The sequence below is a fragment of the Methylorubrum populi genome, assembly GCA_036946625.1.
GTDB lineage: Bacteria > Pseudomonadota > Alphaproteobacteria > Rhizobiales > Beijerinckiaceae > Methylobacterium > Methylobacterium populi_C.
The window spans coordinates 305467-323383 of record JAQIIU010000003.1; the positions used below are offsets into that span (position 1 = coordinate 305467).

Annotated in this window: 16 protein-coding genes; 11 read left to right on the forward strand and 5 right to left on the reverse strand. The window is 71.8% G+C overall.

From position 1 onward, the window contains the following. Positions 1-109 precede the first annotated feature (109 nt). Positions 110-844 (reverse strand): YggS family pyridoxal phosphate-dependent enzyme, encoded by a 735-nt coding sequence (locus PGN25_12870; GenBank protein ID MEH3118446.1) that lies wholly within the window; start codon positions 842-844, stop codon positions 110-112. A gap of 111 nt (positions 845-955) precedes the next feature. On the opposite strand from PGN25_12870, the gene PGN25_12875 reads away from it, so the two are divergent. The 7 genes from PGN25_12875 to PGN25_12905 all read left to right on the forward strand — a co-directional run bounded on the left by PGN25_12875 (position 956) and on the right by PGN25_12905 (position 11201). Then, positions 956-2023, forward strand: a complete 1068-nt coding sequence (locus PGN25_12875) for a DUF1963 domain-containing protein (protein ID MEH3118447.1) — start codon at positions 956-958, stop codon at positions 2021-2023. A 114-nt stretch (positions 2024-2137) separates the two neighbouring features. Next, positions 2138-4777 (forward strand): leucine--tRNA ligase, encoded by a 2640-nt coding sequence (gene leuS / locus PGN25_12880; GenBank protein ID MEH3118448.1) that lies wholly within the window; start codon positions 2138-2140, stop codon positions 4775-4777. Positions 4778-4934: 157 nt separating this feature from the next. Then, positions 4935-6269: a tRNA uridine-5-carboxymethylaminomethyl(34) synthesis GTPase MnmE gene (mnmE, locus tag PGN25_12885; GenBank protein MEH3118449.1), complete on the forward strand. Its 1335-nt coding sequence runs from the start codon at positions 4935-4937 to the stop codon at positions 6267-6269. A gap of 327 nt (positions 6270-6596) precedes the next feature. Beyond that, positions 6597-8471, forward strand: coding sequence for a tRNA uridine-5-carboxymethylaminomethyl(34) synthesis enzyme MnmG (mnmG, locus tag PGN25_12890; protein ID MEH3118450.1), 1875 nt, complete (start codon positions 6597-6599; stop codon positions 8469-8471). Positions 8472-8763: 292 nt separating this feature from the next. Beyond that, positions 8764-9399 (forward strand): 16S rRNA (guanine(527)-N(7))-methyltransferase RsmG, encoded by a 636-nt coding sequence (gene rsmG / locus PGN25_12895; protein ID MEH3118451.1) that lies wholly within the window; start codon positions 8764-8766, stop codon positions 9397-9399. Next, positions 9396-10271 (forward strand): ParA family protein, encoded by an 876-nt coding sequence (locus tag PGN25_12900; GenBank protein MEH3118452.1) that lies wholly within the window; start codon positions 9396-9398, stop codon positions 10269-10271. Before rsmG ends, PGN25_12900 begins: the two co-directional genes overlap by 4 nt. A gap of 33 nt (positions 10272-10304) precedes the next feature. Next, the gene (locus PGN25_12905; GenBank protein MEH3118453.1) at positions 10305-11201 is read left to right on the forward strand and encodes a ParB/RepB/Spo0J family partition protein; all 897 of its coding nucleotides are present in this window, start codon (positions 10305-10307) and stop codon (positions 11199-11201) included. A gap of 38 nt (positions 11202-11239) precedes the next feature. On the opposite strand, the gene PGN25_12910 is transcribed toward PGN25_12905, so the two are convergent. The 3 genes from PGN25_12910 to lptE form a co-directional block, all read right to left on the reverse strand. Then, the gene (locus tag PGN25_12910) at positions 11240-12109 is read right to left on the reverse strand and encodes an intradiol ring-cleavage dioxygenase (protein ID MEH3118454.1); all 870 of its coding nucleotides are present in this window, start codon (positions 12107-12109) and stop codon (positions 11240-11242) included. 246 nt (positions 12110-12355) lie between these two features. Continuing rightward, positions 12356-13387, reverse strand: coding sequence for a DNA polymerase III subunit delta (gene holA, locus PGN25_12915; protein ID MEH3118455.1), 1032 nt, complete (start codon positions 13385-13387; stop codon positions 12356-12358). Between the two features lie 7 nt (positions 13388-13394). Continuing rightward, positions 13395-13949, reverse strand: coding sequence for an LPS assembly lipoprotein LptE (gene lptE, locus PGN25_12920; protein MEH3118456.1), 555 nt, complete (start codon positions 13947-13949; stop codon positions 13395-13397). A gap of 309 nt (positions 13950-14258) precedes the next feature. Here lptE and PGN25_12925 point away from each other — a divergent pair, with 309 nt between their 5' ends. The 4 genes from PGN25_12925 (at position 14259) to PGN25_12940 (ending at position 16657) form a co-directional block, all read left to right on the forward strand. Then, complete coding sequence (locus tag PGN25_12925) at positions 14259-14702, forward strand: hypothetical protein (GenBank protein MEH3118457.1); 444 nt, start codon at positions 14259-14261, stop codon at positions 14700-14702. Positions 14703-14850: 148 nt separating this feature from the next. Next, on the forward strand, positions 14851-15963 hold the full coding sequence (locus PGN25_12930) for a DUF2125 domain-containing protein (GenBank protein ID MEH3118458.1): 1113 nt from the start codon (positions 14851-14853) through the stop codon (positions 15961-15963). Positions 15964-16014: 51 nt separating this feature from the next. After that, a complete protein-coding gene (locus tag PGN25_12935) occupies positions 16015-16311 on the forward strand; it encodes a DUF6516 family protein (protein MEH3118459.1) in 297 nt (98 codons plus the stop codon). Further along, positions 16298-16657 carry a hypothetical protein gene (locus PGN25_12940; GenBank protein MEH3118460.1) on the forward strand — a complete coding sequence of 120 codons (360 nt, stop codon included), beginning with the start codon at positions 16298-16300 and terminating at the stop codon, positions 16655-16657. The genes PGN25_12935 and PGN25_12940 overlap by 14 nt, the downstream gene beginning before the upstream one ends. 150 nt (positions 16658-16807) lie before the next feature. On the opposite strand, the gene PGN25_12945 is transcribed toward PGN25_12940, so the two are convergent. Beyond that, positions 16808-17737: a glycosyltransferase family 2 protein gene (locus PGN25_12945; protein ID MEH3118461.1), complete on the reverse strand. Its 930-nt coding sequence runs from the start codon at positions 17735-17737 to the stop codon at positions 16808-16810. Positions 17738-17917: the final 180 nt, after the last annotated feature.

Genomic DNA, 17917 nt, shown 5'->3' on the forward strand with positions numbered 1-17917 from the left:
GCTCGCGATGACGGAGGGTGACGAACCCCCGAAGCGATCGATCGGAAACGGGAGAAGACCTCGCATGACGGGCCGGCGCGGGCGCGGCTCTCATGCCGACGACGCCCTTCTACTTCCGGGCCCGCCGCCCGAAGATCGCCGTGCCGACGCGGACATGGGTGGCGCCCATCTGGATCGCCGCCGGGTAGTCGGCGCTCATGCCCATCGACAGGATCGGCAGGCCGTGCCGCTCGGCGATCCGGGCCAGCAGGGCGAAGTGGGGGGAGGGCGGATCCTCGGCCGGCGGGATGCACATCAGGCCGTGGACGGCGAGGCCGTGGGTCTCGCGGCATTCGGAGAGCAGCACGTCGACCTGATCGGGCGGGACGCCCGCCTTCTGCGCCTCGTTGCCGGTATTGACCTGGATCAGGAGCTTGGGAACCCGGCCCGTCCGCTCGATCTCCTTGGCGAGCGCGGCGGCGAGCGAGAGCCGGTCGAGGGAATGGATCACGTCGAACAGCTCGACCGCCTCGCGTGCCTTGTTCGATTGGAGCGGGCCGACGAGGTGCAGCTCGACATCCGGGAAGCGCTGCCGCAGCGCCGGCCACTTGGCCTTCGATTCCTGCACGTAGTTCTCGCCGAAGATCCGCTGCCCGGCCTCCAGTGCCGGCCGGATGCCCTCCGCGGGCACCGTCTTCGAGATGGCGACGAGATGGACGCTTTCGGGTTCGCGCTCGCTGTCCTCCGCCGCCCGGCGGATGCCCGCACGCACCTCCGCCAGCCCGGCGGCGACATCGGCCTCGCCGACCGGGGGCTTCGCGTCGAGGCCTCGGCTCCGATCCGCAGTCTGGTCTTGATCCGTCATGGGTCCTCCTTGCGGCCGCGCCGCCGGGACTTCAAGGGTGGCCCTTCGCCTTTCCATCCCTCGCCCCGGCGATATGCTGGCCGCTCCCCTCGAACGGAGAAGCCCCGCCCGATGTTCGACACGCCCGCCGACGCCCAGGTCCAGCTCGCGCAGCATTTCTCCCGCCCGCAGGTCGAGACGATCGTCGAGGCGCTGGTGCCGACGCTGGTGTTCCGGCCGCGACCGAAGGGCGAGGGAAGGCTCGGCGGCACCCGGATCGGCGGCACGCCGGACCTGCCGCCGGGACTGGCATGGCCGCGCCGGGCCAAGCCCGCCGATGTCGAGGCCATCGCCAAGCGCGGCAATGCGGATGCCGGCGCGGAGATGCGGCGGCACTTCCGCACGGAACTGCCCTACGCCTTCTTCGCCCAGGTCGATCTCGCGGAAGCGAGAGGGCAGGCGAAGGAACGAGGCAATCCCGCCGCCGACCTGCCGGGGCACGGGCGCCTCCTGTTCTTCTACGACCTCCTCGCCGGCCCCTGGGACAACGGCACCGGATCGACCCGGATGATCTGGGACGAGAGCCCGCGCGACGGCCTCGCCGCGCAGCCGATGCCGCCCGACCTCGCGGCGGCGGCGGACGCGCACCGGACGGAGATCGCGACGGTGAACCGGCCGTTCAAGCGGCCGGTCCCGAAACCCGATTCCGGCACGCCCTACGGCGGCCCGGCCCGGCCGATGAGCCTGCACGCCTCCTTGCGCCCGCCGGCGGTCGAGAGCCTGGAGGCCGAGGCGAACATGGCCCTGAAGGCGGCGCTCGCCTCGGATGCGGAGGGTGAGGGCAGTTTTCGCGACACCTATCGGGACCTCTTCGCGCGGGCGTTCGACTCCTACTACGGCGCGGCCAATGCCGGGCGGCGCAACCAACTCCTCGGCTCGCCGCTGCCCGAGCAGGGCGACCCGCGCTTCGAGGCGGAGGTCGCGACCCGCTTCGGCGTTCAGCATCCGGCCCGGGAGACGGTCGAGGCGCGTCGCGCCGAGATCGAGGCTGCGATGCCGGCCTGGCGCCTGCTGCTCCAGATCGACGTCGGCGACTTCCTTCAGGAGAACGGGGAGGGCACGGTCTACTTCCTGATCCGCGCCGCCGATCTCGCCGAGCGCCGCTTCGACCGGGTGGTCGCGGTCTATCAGCAGACCTGAACCGCCGCGATCGTTGACCCGCGACGGGCCGGATATGCTAGGTGCCGGGCTCCGGCGCCCGCGACGCCCCCCGCGCGCGGCCCGCCCCCTTCTTCGCTGATCCCGGCGCCCGAGATGACCGACTCCGCACAGCCCTTCCCGACGGCGCAAGAGTGCCACCAAGAGCGCCATCAAGAGCGCTACAACGCCAAGGATGCCGAGCCGCGCTGGCAGCAGGCCTGGAACGAGGCGCGCCTGTTCGAGACGAGGAACGACGACCCGCGCCCGAAATACTATGTCCTCGAGATGTTCCCCTACCCGTCGGGGCGCATCCATATCGGCCATGTGCGCAACTACGCCATGGGCGACGTGGTGGCCCGGTACAAGCGCGCGAGGGGGCACAACGTGCTTCATCCCATGGGCTGGGACGCCTTCGGCCTGCCGGCCGAGAACGCGGCCATGGAGCGCAAGGTCAACCCGCGGGACTGGACCTACGCCAACATCGCGACCATGCGCGGACAGTTGCAGAGCATGGGCCTGTCGCTCGACTGGAACCGCGAGATCGCGACCTGCGATCCCGACTACTACAAGCACCAGCAGCGCATGTTCCTCGATTTCCTCGCCAAGGGGCTCGTCACCCGCCGCACGGCCAAGGTGAACTGGGATCCGGTCGATCACACCGTGCTCGCCAACGAGCAGGTCATCGACGGCCGCGGCTGGCGCTCGGGCGCCCTGGTCGAGCAGCGCGAACTGACCCAGTGGTTCTTCAGGATCACCGACTTCGCCCAGGATCTGCACGACGCCCTCGACGGGCTGGAGCGCTGGCCCGAAAAAGTCCGGCTGATGCAGCGCAACTGGATCGGCCGCTCGGAGGGGCTGGAGGTGCGCTTCGCGCTTGCCGCGCCCTTCGCCGGCACCGAAACGGTGACCGTCTACACGACGCGGCCCGACACCCTGTTCGGCGCCAAGTTCCTGGCGATCTCCGTCGATCATCCCCTGGCCAGGGCGCTGGCCGAGTCCGGTCCGCGGGCGGCGGAGCTGCAGGGCTTCGCCGAGGAATGCCGTCGCATCGGTACGGCGCAGGAGGCGATCGACACGGCGGAGAAGCTTGGGCACGACACCGGGCTCACCGTGCGCCATCCGCTCGATCCCGCCTGGGAACTGCCGGTCTACGTCGCGAACTTCGTGCTGATGGAGTACGGCACCGGCGCCGTGTTCGGCTGCCCGGCCCACGACCAGCGCGACCTCGACTTCGCCAACAAGTACGGGCTCGGCAACACGCCCGTGGTCTGCCCCGAAGGGCAGAACCCCGAAAGCTTGGTCATCACCGACACCGCCTATGACGGCGACGGCCGGATGATCCATTCGCGCTTCCTCGACGGCATGACGACGGACGAGGCTTTTCGGAGTGTCGCCGACCGCCTGGAGGCCGAGGTGCTGGACGGCGCCCCCGTCGGCCGCCGCAAGGTGCAGTTCCGCCTGCGCGACTGGGGCGTCTCGCGCCAGCGCTACTGGGGCTGCCCGATCCCGATCATCCATTGCGAGGCCTGCGGACCGGTGCCCGTGCCGGTGGACGACCTGCCGGTCAAGCTGCCCGACGAGGTTTCCTTCGATCAGCCCGGCAACCCGTTGGAGCGGGATCAGGCGTGGCGGCAGGTGCCGTGCCCGCGCTGCGGCGCGGCGGCCCGGCGCGAGACCGACACCATGGACACCTTCGTCGATTCGTCCTGGTACTACGCCCGCTTCACCGCCCCCTGGCTCGCGGACGCCCCGACCGACCGCAGGACCGTCGATCGCTGGCTCCCCGTCGATCAGTATATCGGCGGCGTCGAGCACGCGATCCTGCACCTGCTCTATTCCCGCTTCTTCATGCGGGCGATGCGCGAGACCGGCTGGTCGGGCGTGTCGGAGCCCTTCGCCGGCCTGTTCACGCAAGGGATGGTCGTCCACGAGACCTACAGGGACCCCGCCGGCGCCTGGGTGCCGCCGGCCGAGGTCCGCTTCGAGACCCAGGGCGGGGAGCGCCGGGCTTTTCACGTGAAAACCGGCGAGCCGATCGAGATTGGCCCGACCGAGAAGATGTCGAAGTCGAAGAAGAACGTGGTCGATCCCGACGACATCATCGCCAGCTACGGCGCCGACACCGCCCGCTGGTTCATGCTCTCCGACTCGCCGCCCGAGCGCGACGTGATCTGGACGGAAGAAGGCGTGCAGGGCGCCGCCCGCTTCGTCCAGCGCGTCTGGCGGCTCGTCCACGCCGCCGCCGCCGCGAGCGGGCAGGGTGGGAACGCCGATGCGCCTCTGCGCAAGGCCGCCCACAAGGCGCTGGCCGCGGTCGGCGAGGATATCGAGAGGCTGCGCTTCAACCGCTGCGTCGCCCACATCTACACGCTCGCCAACGCCCTCGACGAGGGCCTGCGCGGGGACGCCTCACCGGCTGCGGCGGGGGAGGCGGCGCGCATCCTCGTCCAGCTCGTCGCGCCGATGATGCCGCATCTGGCCGAGGAATGCTGGCGCCTGCTCGGCGGGGAGGGGCTCGTCGCCGAGGCCTCCTGGCCGCAGGCCGATCAAGCGCTGCTGGTCGAGGACGAGATCACCCTGCCCGTCCAGATCAACGGCAAGAAGCGCGCGGACGTGACGGTGCCGCGGGACGCCGACGCCAAGGCGGTGGAGGCGGCGACGCTGGCCCTGGAACCGGTGCAGCGGGCGCTCGAAGGCCGCGCTCCGCGCAAGGTCATCGTCGTGCCGGGGCGGATCGTCAACCTCGTGGTATGATACCACCCGGCGATGATCCCGGCTCATCGTCGGTCGCCCGCGCGAAGGCGCGGCGGCGGGCGTTCGCTGGACGCAGGCAAGGACGCAGGCAAGACGGCCATCGGTCGGCTTCCAGGCACTTGGTATGACGGCGCCGCGCGCCGGGACTCGATCGACCATGAGCCGCGCCCTGCCCGACCGCGACGACACCATCTTCGCCCCGGCGAGCGGCTTCGGCCGCGCCGCGGTGGCGGTGGTGCGGGTCAGCGGTCCGGCGGCCGGTGCCGTCCTCGACGCCCTGGCCGGTGGCCGCCCGGAGCCGCGCCGGCTGTCGCTGCGGCATCTGCGCGACCCCGAATCCGGGATCGTGCTCGATCGGGCGCTGGTCGCGTGGCTGCCGGGTCCGGCCACCGCGACCGGTGAGGACATGAGCGAGCTGCACCTGCACGGCGGCCCGGCGGTGCGCGCGGCGGTGCTGCTGGCGCTCGGGCGCGTGCCGGGCTGCCGGCCGGCGGAGGCCGGCGCCTTCAGCCGCCGGGCCTTCCTCAACGGCCGGATCGACCTCACCGAAGCGGAAGGGATCGCCGACCTCATCGACGCCGAGACCGAGGCGCAGCGCGTCCAGGCCCTGCGCCAACTCGACGGTGCCCTCGGCCGGCAGGTCGCGGCGTGGCGCGCGACCGGGATCGACCTGCTGGCCGGTGCCGAAGCCGCCCTCGATTTCTCCGACGAAGGCGACGTGGACGAGGCCGGCCTCGACGCGGCCCTGGCCGGCCGCGCCGCGGCGCTGCACGACGCGATCCGGGCCGCCCTCGCCGACGGGCGCCGGGGGGAGCGGCTGCGCGACGGGTTCTGCGTGGTGCTGGCCGGTGCGCCCAATGCCGGCAAATCGACCCTGCTCAACGCGCTGAGCGGGCGCGAGGCGGCCATCGTCTCGGACGTGCCCGGTACGACCCGCGACGCCATCGAGGTGCGCTGCGATCTCGGCGGCCTGCCGGTGGTGCTGGTCGACACCGCCGGCCTGCGCGAGGCGCAGGACGCGGTCGAGGCCGAGGGGGTGCGCCGGACGCGGGGCCGCCTGCAGAGCGCCGACCTCGTGCTCCATCTCGTTCCCATCGGCGCAGATCCCGACGCCGCCATCGCCGCGGATGGTCCCGTCCTGCTCGTGCGCACCAAGGCCGATCTCGCCGCGGCGGATTCGGACGGGGATGCGCTCTTCATCTCCGCCGTCACCGGAGCCGGACTCGACGCCCTGCTCGACGCGATCCAGGCCGCCGCCGCGACCGCGCTCGGGCGCGGCGATGCCCTCGTCACCCGGGAGCGCCATCGCGCGGCACTGACCCGGGCGGCGGACCATCTCGCGCGGGTGGGCGCCGCGCCGACCGGCTTCCCGCCGGAACTGGCCGCCGAGGACCTGCGGCTCGCCGTGCGCGCCCTCGGCGAAGTCGGCGGCCATGTCGGGGTCGAGGAGATGCTGGACCGCCTGTTTTCCGGCTTCTGCATCGGAAAATGATCGATCGGAGCCACGGCCGCGTCAGCCGCCCTCTCCCGCAGCGGCCATCGCGGGCACGACGCCATCGCGGGATCGGCCAGGGCCATCGCTCGAAGCCGCCCGAGCGGCTTCGCGGCGCCAAGGGACACGACCAAGAGCGCCGCGCGGAGCGGGCTTCTCAGGACCCTGGTCCTGAGAAGCTTCGAGCGGAGCGAAAGCCTGAGCCCGCGGAGGCGGGCGCCGGCGACTGAGGCCGGCCAGGAAAACCAGGGTCATCGCTTCAAGCGATGGCCCTGGGATCGGGCAGCCGCGTTGACCGCGCCGTCACAGGCCGCATAAGCACGTGCCATGCACGCGCACCTTACAAGCTACGACGTCATCGTCGTCGGCGGCGGCCATGCCGGCGTCGAGGCGGCCGCGGCGGCGGCGCGGATCGGCGCCCGCACGGCGCTCGTCACCCACCGGGCCGCCACCATCGGCGCGATGTCCTGCAATCCGGCCATCGGCGGTCTCGGCAAGGGCCACCTCGTGCGCGAGGTCGACGCCCTCGACGGGCTGATGGGGCGCGTCGCGGACGAAGCCGGCATCCAGTTCCGCCTGCTCAACCGCCGCAAGGGGCCGGCCGTGCGCGGACCCCGCACCCAGGCCGACCGGGCGCTCTACGCCCGCGCCATGCAGCGCGCCGTCGCCGAGACCGCCGGGCTCACCGTGATCGAAGGGGAGGCGGACGACCTGATCGTCGCGGGTGGCCGCGTCGCGGGCGCGGTTCTCGCCGACGGCCGGCGGCTGGGCGCGGCCGCGGTCGTCATGACCACGGGCACCTTCCTGCGTGGCCTGATCCATGTCGGCGAGCGCCGGATCCCCGCCGGCCGCGTCGGGGAGGGGCCGGCGGTCGGGCTCGCGCGGACGCTGGACCGGCACGGCTTCCGCCTCGGCCGGCTCAAGACCGGCACGCCGCCGCGTCTCGACGGACGCACCATCGACTGGGCCGCCCTGGAGATGCAGCACGCGGACGAGGATCCGGTGCCGTTCTCGACGCTGACTGAGCGGATCACCACGCCGCAGATCGCCTGCGGCATCACCCGCACCACGCAGGCGGTCCACGACCTGATCCGGGCCAACCTCCAGCGCTCGCCGATGTATTCGGGCGGCATCAGCAGCCGCGGGCCGCGCTACTGCCCCTCGATCGAGGACAAGGTGGTGCGCTTCGGCGACCGCGAGGGCCATCAGATCTTCCTGGAGCCGGAAGGTCTCGACGACCCCACCGTCTACCCGAACGGCATCTCCACGGCCCTGCCCGAAGAAGTCCAGGCGCGCATCGTCGCCGCGATTCCGGGGCTGGCGCGCACCCGCATCCTCCGCCCGGGCTACGCCATCGAGTACGATTACGTCGATCCGCGCGAACTCGACGCGACGCTCCAGGCCAAGCGGCTGCCCGGCCTGTTCCTGGCGGGCCAGATCAACGGCACCACCGGTTACGAGGAGGCGGCGGGGCAGGGGCTCGTGGCCGGCCTCAACGCGGCGCGGCAGGCGGGCGGCTCGGACCTCGCGATGTTCGACCGGGCCGAGTCCTATCTCGGCGTGATGATCGACGATCTCGTCACGCACGGGGTGAGCGAGCCCTACCGGATGTTCACCTCGCGCTCGGAATACCGGCTGAGCCTGCGCGTCGACAACGCCGACGAGCGGCTGACTCCGCGCGGCGCGGCCCTCGGCTGCGTCGGCTCGATCCGTGCAACGCGTTTCGCGGCATCCCAGGCCGCCCTCGCCGAAGCGCGCGCGCGCCTCGACACTCTCAGCCTGACACCGAACGAGGCCGCGGCTCACGGGCTCGCCCTCAATCGGGACGGGCTGCGCCGTTCGGCCTTTCAGCTCCTGTCCTACCCGGAGATCGGCTGGGCGCGTCTCGCAGCGATCTGGCCCGAACTTTCGCCCGTATCGCCGCGCGTCGCCGAACGCCTGCGGACGGACGCGACCTACGCGGTCTATCTCGACCGGCAGCAGGCCGACATCGCCGCCTTCCGCCGCGACGAAGCGGTGCACCTACCGACGTCCCTCGACTACGGCACCATCGCCGGCCTCTCCAACGAGATGCGGCTCAAGCTCGACGGCGTCCGGCCGGCGACCCTCGGGCAGGCGGCCCGGATCGAGGGCGTGACGCCCGCCGCGCTGACCCTCCTCGCGGCGCACGCCCGGCGCGGTCGCGTCCAGGCGACGGCGTGACGATGCCGGGTGTGACGATACCGGGTGTCCTGGATCGGCCGGGGAAGGAGACGGTTGGTGTCGCGCGGCCGGATTGCATCGCTTGGCGGCCTGTCATGACCGTGTGGGCGATTCGCGCCCGTCGTTGCGAGGCTTCAGCCGAGGCAATCCGGCAACGCGACGGTGCCCAGCCTGACCTCCAGTCCTCCGCATGCGCCGGAGGCATCCCGAAGCATGGGCGGGCCAGGATCGTGACGCTGCCGAAAGCGGCTGCGGCGCTGGCGAATCCCGATCCCCGGACACTGCGCGTGGCATGAGCACTCACCAGCGCGACCGCGTGCTCGATGAGCACAATGTTTCACGTGAAACAGCCGCCTCGCTCGATCTCTACGTGTCCCAGCTCACGCGCTGGCAGTCCGTGAAGAACCTCGTCGGACCGGCCACCCTTTCGGAGGTCTGGCACCGCCACGTCGCCGATGCGCTTCAGCTCCTCGCGCTCGCGCCCCAGGCGATCCGCTGGGCCGATCTCGGTTCGGGGGCCGGCATTCCCGGACTCATCCTCGCCATCGCCGGCCGGGACCGGCCCGGCTTCCATGTCGCCCTGGTCGAGAGCAACGCGCGCAAATGCGCCTTCCTCACGGAGACCGCCCGCGTCACGGGCGCATCGGTCACCGTGCACAATGCCCGGATCGAGAGCGTCGTCGGCAGCCTTGCCGGCAGCGAGATCGTCTGTGCCCGGGCGCTGGCGCCGCTCGCCCAGCTCCTGGCCTGGACCGAGCCTCTGTTGACAACGGGCACCACCGGCCTGTTTCCGAAGGGGCGTGATGCAGCCGCGGAATTGACCGAGGCCGAGGATGCGTGGACATTCACCCGCGACCTGATTCCGAGCCGCACCGACTCGCAGGCACGGATCGTGCGCGTCACGTCGCTTTCCCGCGTGGACCCATGACCGAACTTCCAAAGGCCGAACTCCCAAAGGCCGATCTTGCGAAGGCCCATGCGGCCCAGGCCAAACCGCTCCGCGTGCTCGCCCTCGCCAACCAGAAGGGCGGCGTCGGCAAGACCACCACGGCGATCAATCTCGGCACGGCGCTCGCCGCCATCGGCGAACAGGTGCTGGTGATCGACCTCGATCCTCAGGGCAACGCCTCGACCGGGCTCGGCATCGACCGCCGCCGCCGCAAGGTCTCGACCTACCACGTGATGGCGGGCGAGGCGCCGCTGGCGGACGCGATCACGCCGACCGCGGTGCCGCGCCTGTCGGTGGCGCCCTCGACCATGGACCTTCTCGGTCTCGAACTGGAACTGGCGAGCGCCTCCGACCGGGCCCATCGCCTGCGCAACATCCTGCGCGACCTCGCGATACCGGAGGGCATCGAGCCGATCAGCTACGTGCTGATCGATTGTCCGCCCTCGCTCAACCTCCTCACCATCAACGCGCTCGCCGCGGCCGATGCGGTGATGGTGCCGCTGCAATGCGAGTTCTTCGCCCTGGAAGGCTTGAGCCAGTTGCTGCGCACCGTCGAGCAGGTGCGGGGCGCCCTGAACCCCAAGCTGCAGATCCAGGGCGTCGTGCTGACCATGTACGACCCGCGCAACAACCTCTCGACCCAGGTGGTCGCGGACGTGCGCGGCTTCATGGGCGACAAGGTCTACGAGACGATGATTCCGCGCAACGTGCGTGTCTCGGAGGCCCCCTCGCACGGCAAGCCGGTCCTGCTCTACGACCTGAAATGCGCCGGCTCGCAGGCCTACCTGCGCCTCGCCTCGGAAGTGATCCAGCGCGAGGGCCGGGCCCCGCCGCCCGCCGCAGCCGCCTGAGTGATTCAAGGGTACGGAGTTTTAATCGTGGCGATGGCGGATGATGCGGCGCGGCCGCGGCTCGGGCGCGGCCTTGCGGCGCTGATCGGCGACTTTTCCGACGATGCCCCGGAGGACGCCACCCGCGCCTCCGACCGGCCCCAGCGCAAGGTGGCGGTCGAGTTCCTGCGGCCGAACCCGCGCAACCCCCGCCGCCGGTTCTCCGAACCGGAACTCGACGAGTTGGCCGCCTCGATCCGCCAGCGCGGCGTGATCCAGCCGATCGTCGTGCGTGCCCTGCCGGGCGTGCCGGGCACGTTCGAGATCGTGGCCGGCGAGCGGCGCTGGCGGGCGGCGCAGCGCGCGGGCCTCAACGAGGTGCCGGTGGTGATCGTCGAGATCGACGACCGCACCTCCCTCGAATACGCGATTCTGGAGAACGTCCAGCGCACCGACCTCAACGCGATCGAGGAGGCGGCGGGCTACGAGCGATTGATGGGCGAGTTCCGGTACACGCAGGCCGAACTGGCCGAGCTGCTCGGCAAGAGCCGCAGCCACCTCGCCAACACCCTGCGCCTGCTCCAGCTTCCGCCGACGATCCAGGATCGCGTCACCGCCGGCGAGATCACGGCCGGCCATGCCCGCGCGCTGCTCTCCGTGCGCGATGCGGAAGCGGTGGCGCGCCGCATCGTCGCCGAGGGACTGTCGGTGCGCGAGGTCGAGGCCCTGGCCGCCGCGGAGGCGCCGCAGGACGAGACGCCGCGTCCGGGCCGGCCGCGGCGTTCCGCGGAGGCTGACGCGTCCCTGCGCTCCCTGGAAGAAGTGCTCGGCCGGGCGCTCGGCTACCGCGTGGCGGTGAAGGGCAAGGCGAGCGGGGAGGGCGAGATCCGCATCCGCTACGCCAGCGCGGAGGAGCGCGACGCGCTCTGCCGCAAGCTCGGCGGGGCCTGAGCGGCCTCACCCTCGCACGAACACGTCGAGCTCCGCGCTCAGGGGCGCCGGGACAGGCCCGGCACCAGGGCGGCGAGCCGGTCCTTCAGGGCGAGCCGCGGCGGCCCGAAACCGGGCGGCGGCGGCCCCTGTGGCGGACCTCCCGGTGGCGGCCGCTCGGGGCGGCCGGAGGGCGTGCGCGCCCGGTCGGTCAGTTCCGCCACGTCGGCACCGCGGTCGACGCCGATGACGAGGCTCGCGACGTAGCGGTCGCGCTCTTCCTTCACGGAACAGAAGGCGCGCCGCTGCGGGTCCTCCTCGCCGGCGATGCCGTCGTTGGCGTTGACGACGAGGCGCTCCGCCTTGCGCCCGCCATAGGCCGGGACCTGCGTGTAGAGGAATTCGTTCAGGGCGTCGGGGAAGTAGATCTGGCCGGTCAGCACCGTGCGCCGGTCGAGGAAGACCTTGACGTGGACGTGGGTCGCCCGGCCGGCGTACCAGCCCGGGTAGATCGTCTCGAACGCGGCCCATCCGCTCGCATCGGTGGACTGGGTGCCGCGCAGAAACGTCTGGTCGCCGGTGTCGATGGCGCGGGAATCGCCCTGGCCCGGATAGCCCGAGTAGAGCCCCTGCGCGTCGCAGTGCCAGACATCGACCCGTGCGCCCTCGACCGGGGTGCAGGGCCCGGCCTCGATCACCCGCAGGCGCAGCCTCAGGGGGACACCGGGCCGCCCCTCGGTGATGTCGGCGCGCACGAGGCGCGGATCGGTGTAGAACGGCCCCTCGATCGCCTGCGGCGTCAGCAGGCAGGCGCTCTCGTCGGACGCGTCCGACGCTGCGGGAGCCGCCGCAGCCCGGCGCTGCCCCGCGAGGAGCCCGGCGGTGCCGAGGCCCAGGGCCGCGAGCAGCCCGCGACGCGAACGCGTCATATCCGGCATGGTCCTTCTCACGCTGATGCTCCGTGAAGTCGCGATACGCCGGGAGGATGTCCCGATTGTTTCTCGTCTCATACCGTTTCCGATTGATCGCTTCGGGTTTCGCCCCCCCTCCGTCCTCGCGAGCGGCCGCGAAGCGATCCAGGGCGCGACAGGTCCGGAAAGGGCGCGCCCTGGATCGCCACGGCTTCGCCTCGCGATTGACGCAGGAGAGGCCGAAGTCATCAACCGGATGGCGTATCAGCCCCGGCGCCGCGACGCCTCGATGGCGATCCGCAGGAACACGCCCTGCGCCTGGGCGTGGGCGAGATCGGGCTCGGAGCGGCGGCAGGCCAGCACCGCGTCCTGGAGCCAGGCCACCGCCTGGTGCAGGCCCGGCGCCGACCAGCGGGCGAGCTGTGTCTCGGCCGAGGCCTTGCGGCGGAAATGCAGGCCGCGCCAGTTGGCCACGAGCTGGCCGGCGCTGCCCCGCGGATCGTCGAGCCGCAGCGCGAGCAGGGTGAGGGCGTGGCGCAAGCCCGCGCCGAGCATCGCGGACGGGTCCATGCCCTCGTGGCGGAAGCGGCGGTACGCGCGCTCGGCCTCGCCCGCGCGGCCGGCGAAGGCCGCATCGATCAGCGCGTTGAGCACGCTCGCGCCGACATCGCTGACGATGGCCTCCACGTCGTCCACGCCGACGCTGCCCTGGCCGCGGGCGTAGAGGGCGAGCTTGCCGATCTCGGAGAGGCTCGCCCGCCGGTCGCTGCCGAGGCTGCCCGTCAGCAGGTCGCGGGCGTCCCGGTCGATGCGCAGGCCGTCCTCCTGCAGCGTGCGCTCGATCAGGTCGGCGAGGGTGCGCTCGTCGTCGGGGTAGCAGGGCAGGGCGAGCGCGCGCGGCGAGCCCTCGCAGAGCGTGCGCAAGGGGGCCGAGCGGCCGAGATCGCCCGCCTCCACCACGATGCGCGCACCCTCGGCCGGGGCCTTCAGCACGGCATCGACGGCGGGCGCGTAGTTGCGGCTGCCGGAGCGCACCCAGATCGTACGGCTGCCGCCGAACAGGCCGACCGTGCCGGCTTCGTCCACGAGGCGGCCGGGATCGGAGGCGAGCCCGTCGCCGTCGATCCGGATCAGGACGAAGGGATCGTCGGGGTCGGCCACCAGGCCCTTCACCAGCCGCGACGCCCGGTCGGCGACGAGACCGGTATCGGGCCCGTAGATCAGCACCACCGCGATGCGCGGATCGGGGCCGCGCCGGATCAGGCCCTCGACGTCGCCGGGCTTGACCGCCGTCATGCCGCCGTCAGGGGTTCGGCTTGACGGTGAGGACGGAGGCGATCCGCGTCTTGATCTGGTCGGCCAGCACCTTGGCGAGACGGATCTCGGCGTCGCGCGCCGCGCGCAGGGAGGCGAAGCGCTGGATCGAGCGGTCGTAGGTCGCGGTCCCCGTGGCGACGCCCTCGGTGAGGATGCGGCGCCCGTCCACGCTTTCGAGCGAGAACTTCACCGTGCCGACGATGGTCCCGGCCTCGGCCCGCGCCGTGGTCGAGGAGACGATCGGCGTCTGGACCTGCTCGCTGCCCTGCATCTTCAGCCGATAGCGCTTCGGCACGGCCGGCTGGCCGGACCCGTCGAGATCGAAGATCAGCTCGCTGCGCAGGTAATGCCCGAGCCGCTCCTGATCCTGGGCCATGGTGACGTCGTCGACCTGGATCGCCGCGAGCAGCCCCTGCATCGACTCGCCGGAGGCGGTCGGCCCGTAGAGCGGGCGGAAACAGGCGCCGAGATTCAGCGCCAAGCCGGCGGCGAGCGCGAGCCGCGCGATTCGAACTGCCGGCCCGTTGGTCGCCACACCCATCGAAAGCCCCAAGGCTGCTCCCCGCCGCGTCACGTCGATCCCGTCCGACACGCATCGCTCCGGACCGATGCGCGGCGTAAGGCTTCGCTTGTACGGCAGCCGCCGCGCCCGGTCACCCTGCCCGATCCATGCTTTACGGTTGCTGTGCGGCAGGACGATGGTCGGCATTCCGAATCGGGACGCCGGCGGAAGCGGGAACGCGTCGTCGCTTGTGGAACCGGGCGGCGCTTCTCATCTTCTCCCGATCCCGGAACCCGTTCCGAACCCGCGCCTTGACGGCGATCGCACGAGCGTCGTAGAACAGAACAAATGGCGAACAAACGAGCCCTGTCCTGGTCGGTCGCGCTCCGCGACCTGAAGGACGATCGATCCCGGAGATCGGACGTGCGCGAGGAGCGTCTTCGAACCATGGCGGGCCTGCGCGGCACCGCCGCCCCGTCCCTGAGCGCGTGGCGCGGTCGCTCCGGCCGCCGCTACGTCGTCGGGGTGCACGACCTCGCCGAGCCGGAACTCGCCGAGGTCGACGAGGCGGTGGTGATCGCGGTGCGCCGCGACGACGCCGGCATCGCTCAGGCCGTCTCCATCGCCGCGACCGGCAAGAGCCCGCGCGAGCGTCCGCAGCGCAACTGGGTGGCCCGTGCCCGCCGGCAGGGCGCGACGGAGATGCACGTCCACCGCCTCGCCGAGGGCGAGGAGGAACGTCGCGCCGTCGTCGACGATCTCGCCGCCGATGCGGAGCGGGCGAGCGCCTGAGGTCCCGCCGGACTGCCCGGCCCCGGCTCCTGACGGCTCTCCGGCCCGTGACAGGCGGAGGGCGGGCGGAGCCCTTGCCTTGCGCCGCCCCGGTCTCCAAACACGGGGCGCCCGGCCGCTCCCGCCGGGCCGCGCAGGAACGAGGCCGATGGCGCAGACACCCGAACCGATCCCCGGCGGACCGGCCCCGCGGCCGCGCAGGCGGATCGGCCTGTTCCTTCCCTACGCGCTGCTCGCCGCCCTGGTCCTGGCCTGGACCGCTGCGTGGTTCTTCATCCGCGGCAAGGTCGAGGGCGAGATGGACGGGTGGCTCGCCCGCGAGGCCCGGGCCGGGCGGCAATGGACCTGCGCCGACCGCTCGATCACCGGCTTTCCCTTCCGCCTCGAACTGCGCTGCGCCTCCGTGCGCTTCGTCCGCTCGGACAGCACCTTCACCCTCGGGCCGATCACCGCCGTGGTGCAGGTCTACGATCCGCGCCACGCCGTTCTCGAAGCCGCGGGACCGTTCCACGTCGAGCAGGGCGACCTGACCGGCGACGTGACCTGGACCGCGCTGGAGGCGAGCTTCCACGCCGCCTCGAACGGCTTCAGCCGCGCCTCTCTCGTCGTCGACGGGCCGAAGGGCACGGTGCTCTCGCCCGATCCCGGCCCGGTCGAATTCGCGGCCCGGCACCTCGAACTGCATGCCCGGCCCACGCCCGGCCGCTTCGAGAGCGACGGGGCCGTCGATGTCAGCCTGCGGCTCGCCAGGGCCGCCGTGCCGCGCCTCGACGCGCTGGCCGGCAGCGCCGACCCGGCCGATGTCGATCTCGACGCCACGATCGAACACGCCGCGGTCCTGCGCACCGGCACGGTCGCGCGGGAACTCGAAAAATGGCGCCGGGCCGAGGGCCGCCTCGACGTGACCCGCGTCTCCATCGCCAAGGGCGAGCGGCGGCTCCAGGCCAAGGGCGAGGTCGGCCTCGACGCCGAGCATCGCCCCGAGGGACGCTTCGACATCCGCACGGCCGGGCTCGAATCCCTGGTCGGTCAGGTGATGGGCCAGCGCTTCGGCTCGGACAAGGGCGCGCTGATCGGCAACCTCGTCGGCCAGTTCCTCGGCGGGCTGCGCAAGCGCGAGGGGGCCGCCGGCGAGGCCCAGGCCGCCGAGCCGGACGGCCCCAACGGCCTCAAGCCGCTGCCGACGCTGCGCCTCGGCGACGGCCGGCTGATGCTCGGCCCCTTCGCCGTGCCGAACGTGGTGCTGCCGGCGCTGTACTGATCGCTCTCCGACAAGGCTTGACGCCGGCAGATGTTGGCACAACATGCCAACATGCGAGCGACGCTCATCATCCGTCGCCGCGTCGTTTTCGGAGATCGGGATTTCGCCGAACTGGTGGTTTGGCGCGTGCCCGAACCGGTGCCGCCGACGACTCACGGCTTCAAGTACCGCCTCGTCTACATCGTGGAGGGGCTGCGCGTGATCGGCTTCGACAACGAGCGCGGCAAGGGGGATCGCCGGCACGACGCGGAGGGGGAAACGCCGTACCGTTTCCGTGGTGTCGACCCATTGCTCGGCGATTTCGTCGCCGCCGTCGAAGCCTGGAGGAGGGATCATGGCAAGGACTGAGATCGAGGTCGGCCGGGATCTGCGCGAGGCGGCAGCGGAGGTCGCCGAAGCCTGGAAAGCGGCGGCGACCGATCGGCCCATCCCGGTGACGGACCGGATTCTGTTTCAGGATTGGAGCGCCCTCTGCTCGGTCCTGACACCGAAGCGCTACGAACTCCTGCGCCATCTCCGGCGCTCGCCCGAGAGCGGTGTCCGCGCCCTGGCACGGGCACTCGGCCGGGATGTCAAGCGCGTGCACGCGGACGTGGCGGCGTTGGCGAAGCTCGGCCTCGTCACGCGGGCGGATGACGGCCGCCTGTCGAGCGAGGTGGACGAGATCGCATCGACGATCCGCATCGCCGCATAGAGCCTCGTCCCGAAAGGTGGCTGCCGGCTTGTCCGAAAAGACGATGCAACATCGAAAACCGAGAGCCTCGTCTGGATCCGATATCCAGGACGAGGCTCCAGACCGAGGCGCGGCGGGATTCCGCCCGCCGAGCGACGATCTTCGATCCGCCTACCAGGGCCGCGGCGCCCCGAAAATCCTGCGCCGCACGAAGCGCCCCGCCGCCTCCGCCCGCGGCCGGTGCAGGTGAATCAGCCGCCAGCGCCGGTGCTCCCGCGGCGTGACCGGCCGCGCCAGTTCCGGGACGGCGGCGTAGCGGGACCGCAGCCGCGCGGCCTCCTGCGGCGCGACGTTCTCGGCATGGGCCAGGAGATGGCGCATCGCGTCGAGCGTCGGTCCGATCCAGCCCTCCGTCCGGGGGCAGGGCTCGGTCTCCGTGGCGGCACCGGGCACGGGGCGGGGATAGCGGTTGATCCGGATCTCCCCGTGGCGCAGGCCGAGGATGGCCTCGGGCCGCTGCGGGTCCGGCTCGGCCGGGCCGAAGTCGCTCATCAGCCGCTCGCCCTGCAGCAGTTCCGCCCCATGCGCGTCGCGGATCGTCGCGACGGCGCCCTGCCGGTAGACCGACCGGACGACCCGGTTCTCCGCGCGGTCCGACCCTGCGAGGGCGCGGGGGAAGCGGCGCAGGACGAGACCGGGATCGGGCTCCACCGGATGCCCGGTGTCGAACACGCGCCGGTTGACCGCTACCGCGCCGGCATGGGGCGGGATGCGGGCGAGCCAGCCGTCCAGCATGCGGCCGGGGGCCGGCATCAGGAACTCGTCGGTGTCGAGAATGGCGGCGAAGCGGAACAGCCGCGCCCGCGAGGCCAGGAAATGGTCGTAGGCCGCATGACGCGGCGTGCAGTCGAGCCGGGTCGGACAGGGCAGGGTGGTGACGCCGAGGCCCTCGTGGAGCTTCAGGACCGCGGCCGCCTCGGCGTCGATGCCGTTGTCGTAGACCACGACGTGACGCACGCCGACCGCCCGGTGGAAGGCGAGCCACTCGAACAGGCCCGGCACCGCGCCCTCGCAGACCGTGACGATGGCGAATGTCCGCATGCCGTCGCTCTCTCCTCAAAGCATCGTCCCGAAAGGTGGTTGCCGGCTTTCGGAAAAAGACGATGCGAAATCAAAAACCGAGAGCATCGTCCCGAAAGGCGGCCTCCGGCTTGTCTGAAAAGACGATGCACAATCGAAAACCGAGAGCATCGCCCTGGATCCGATATCCAGGGCGATGCG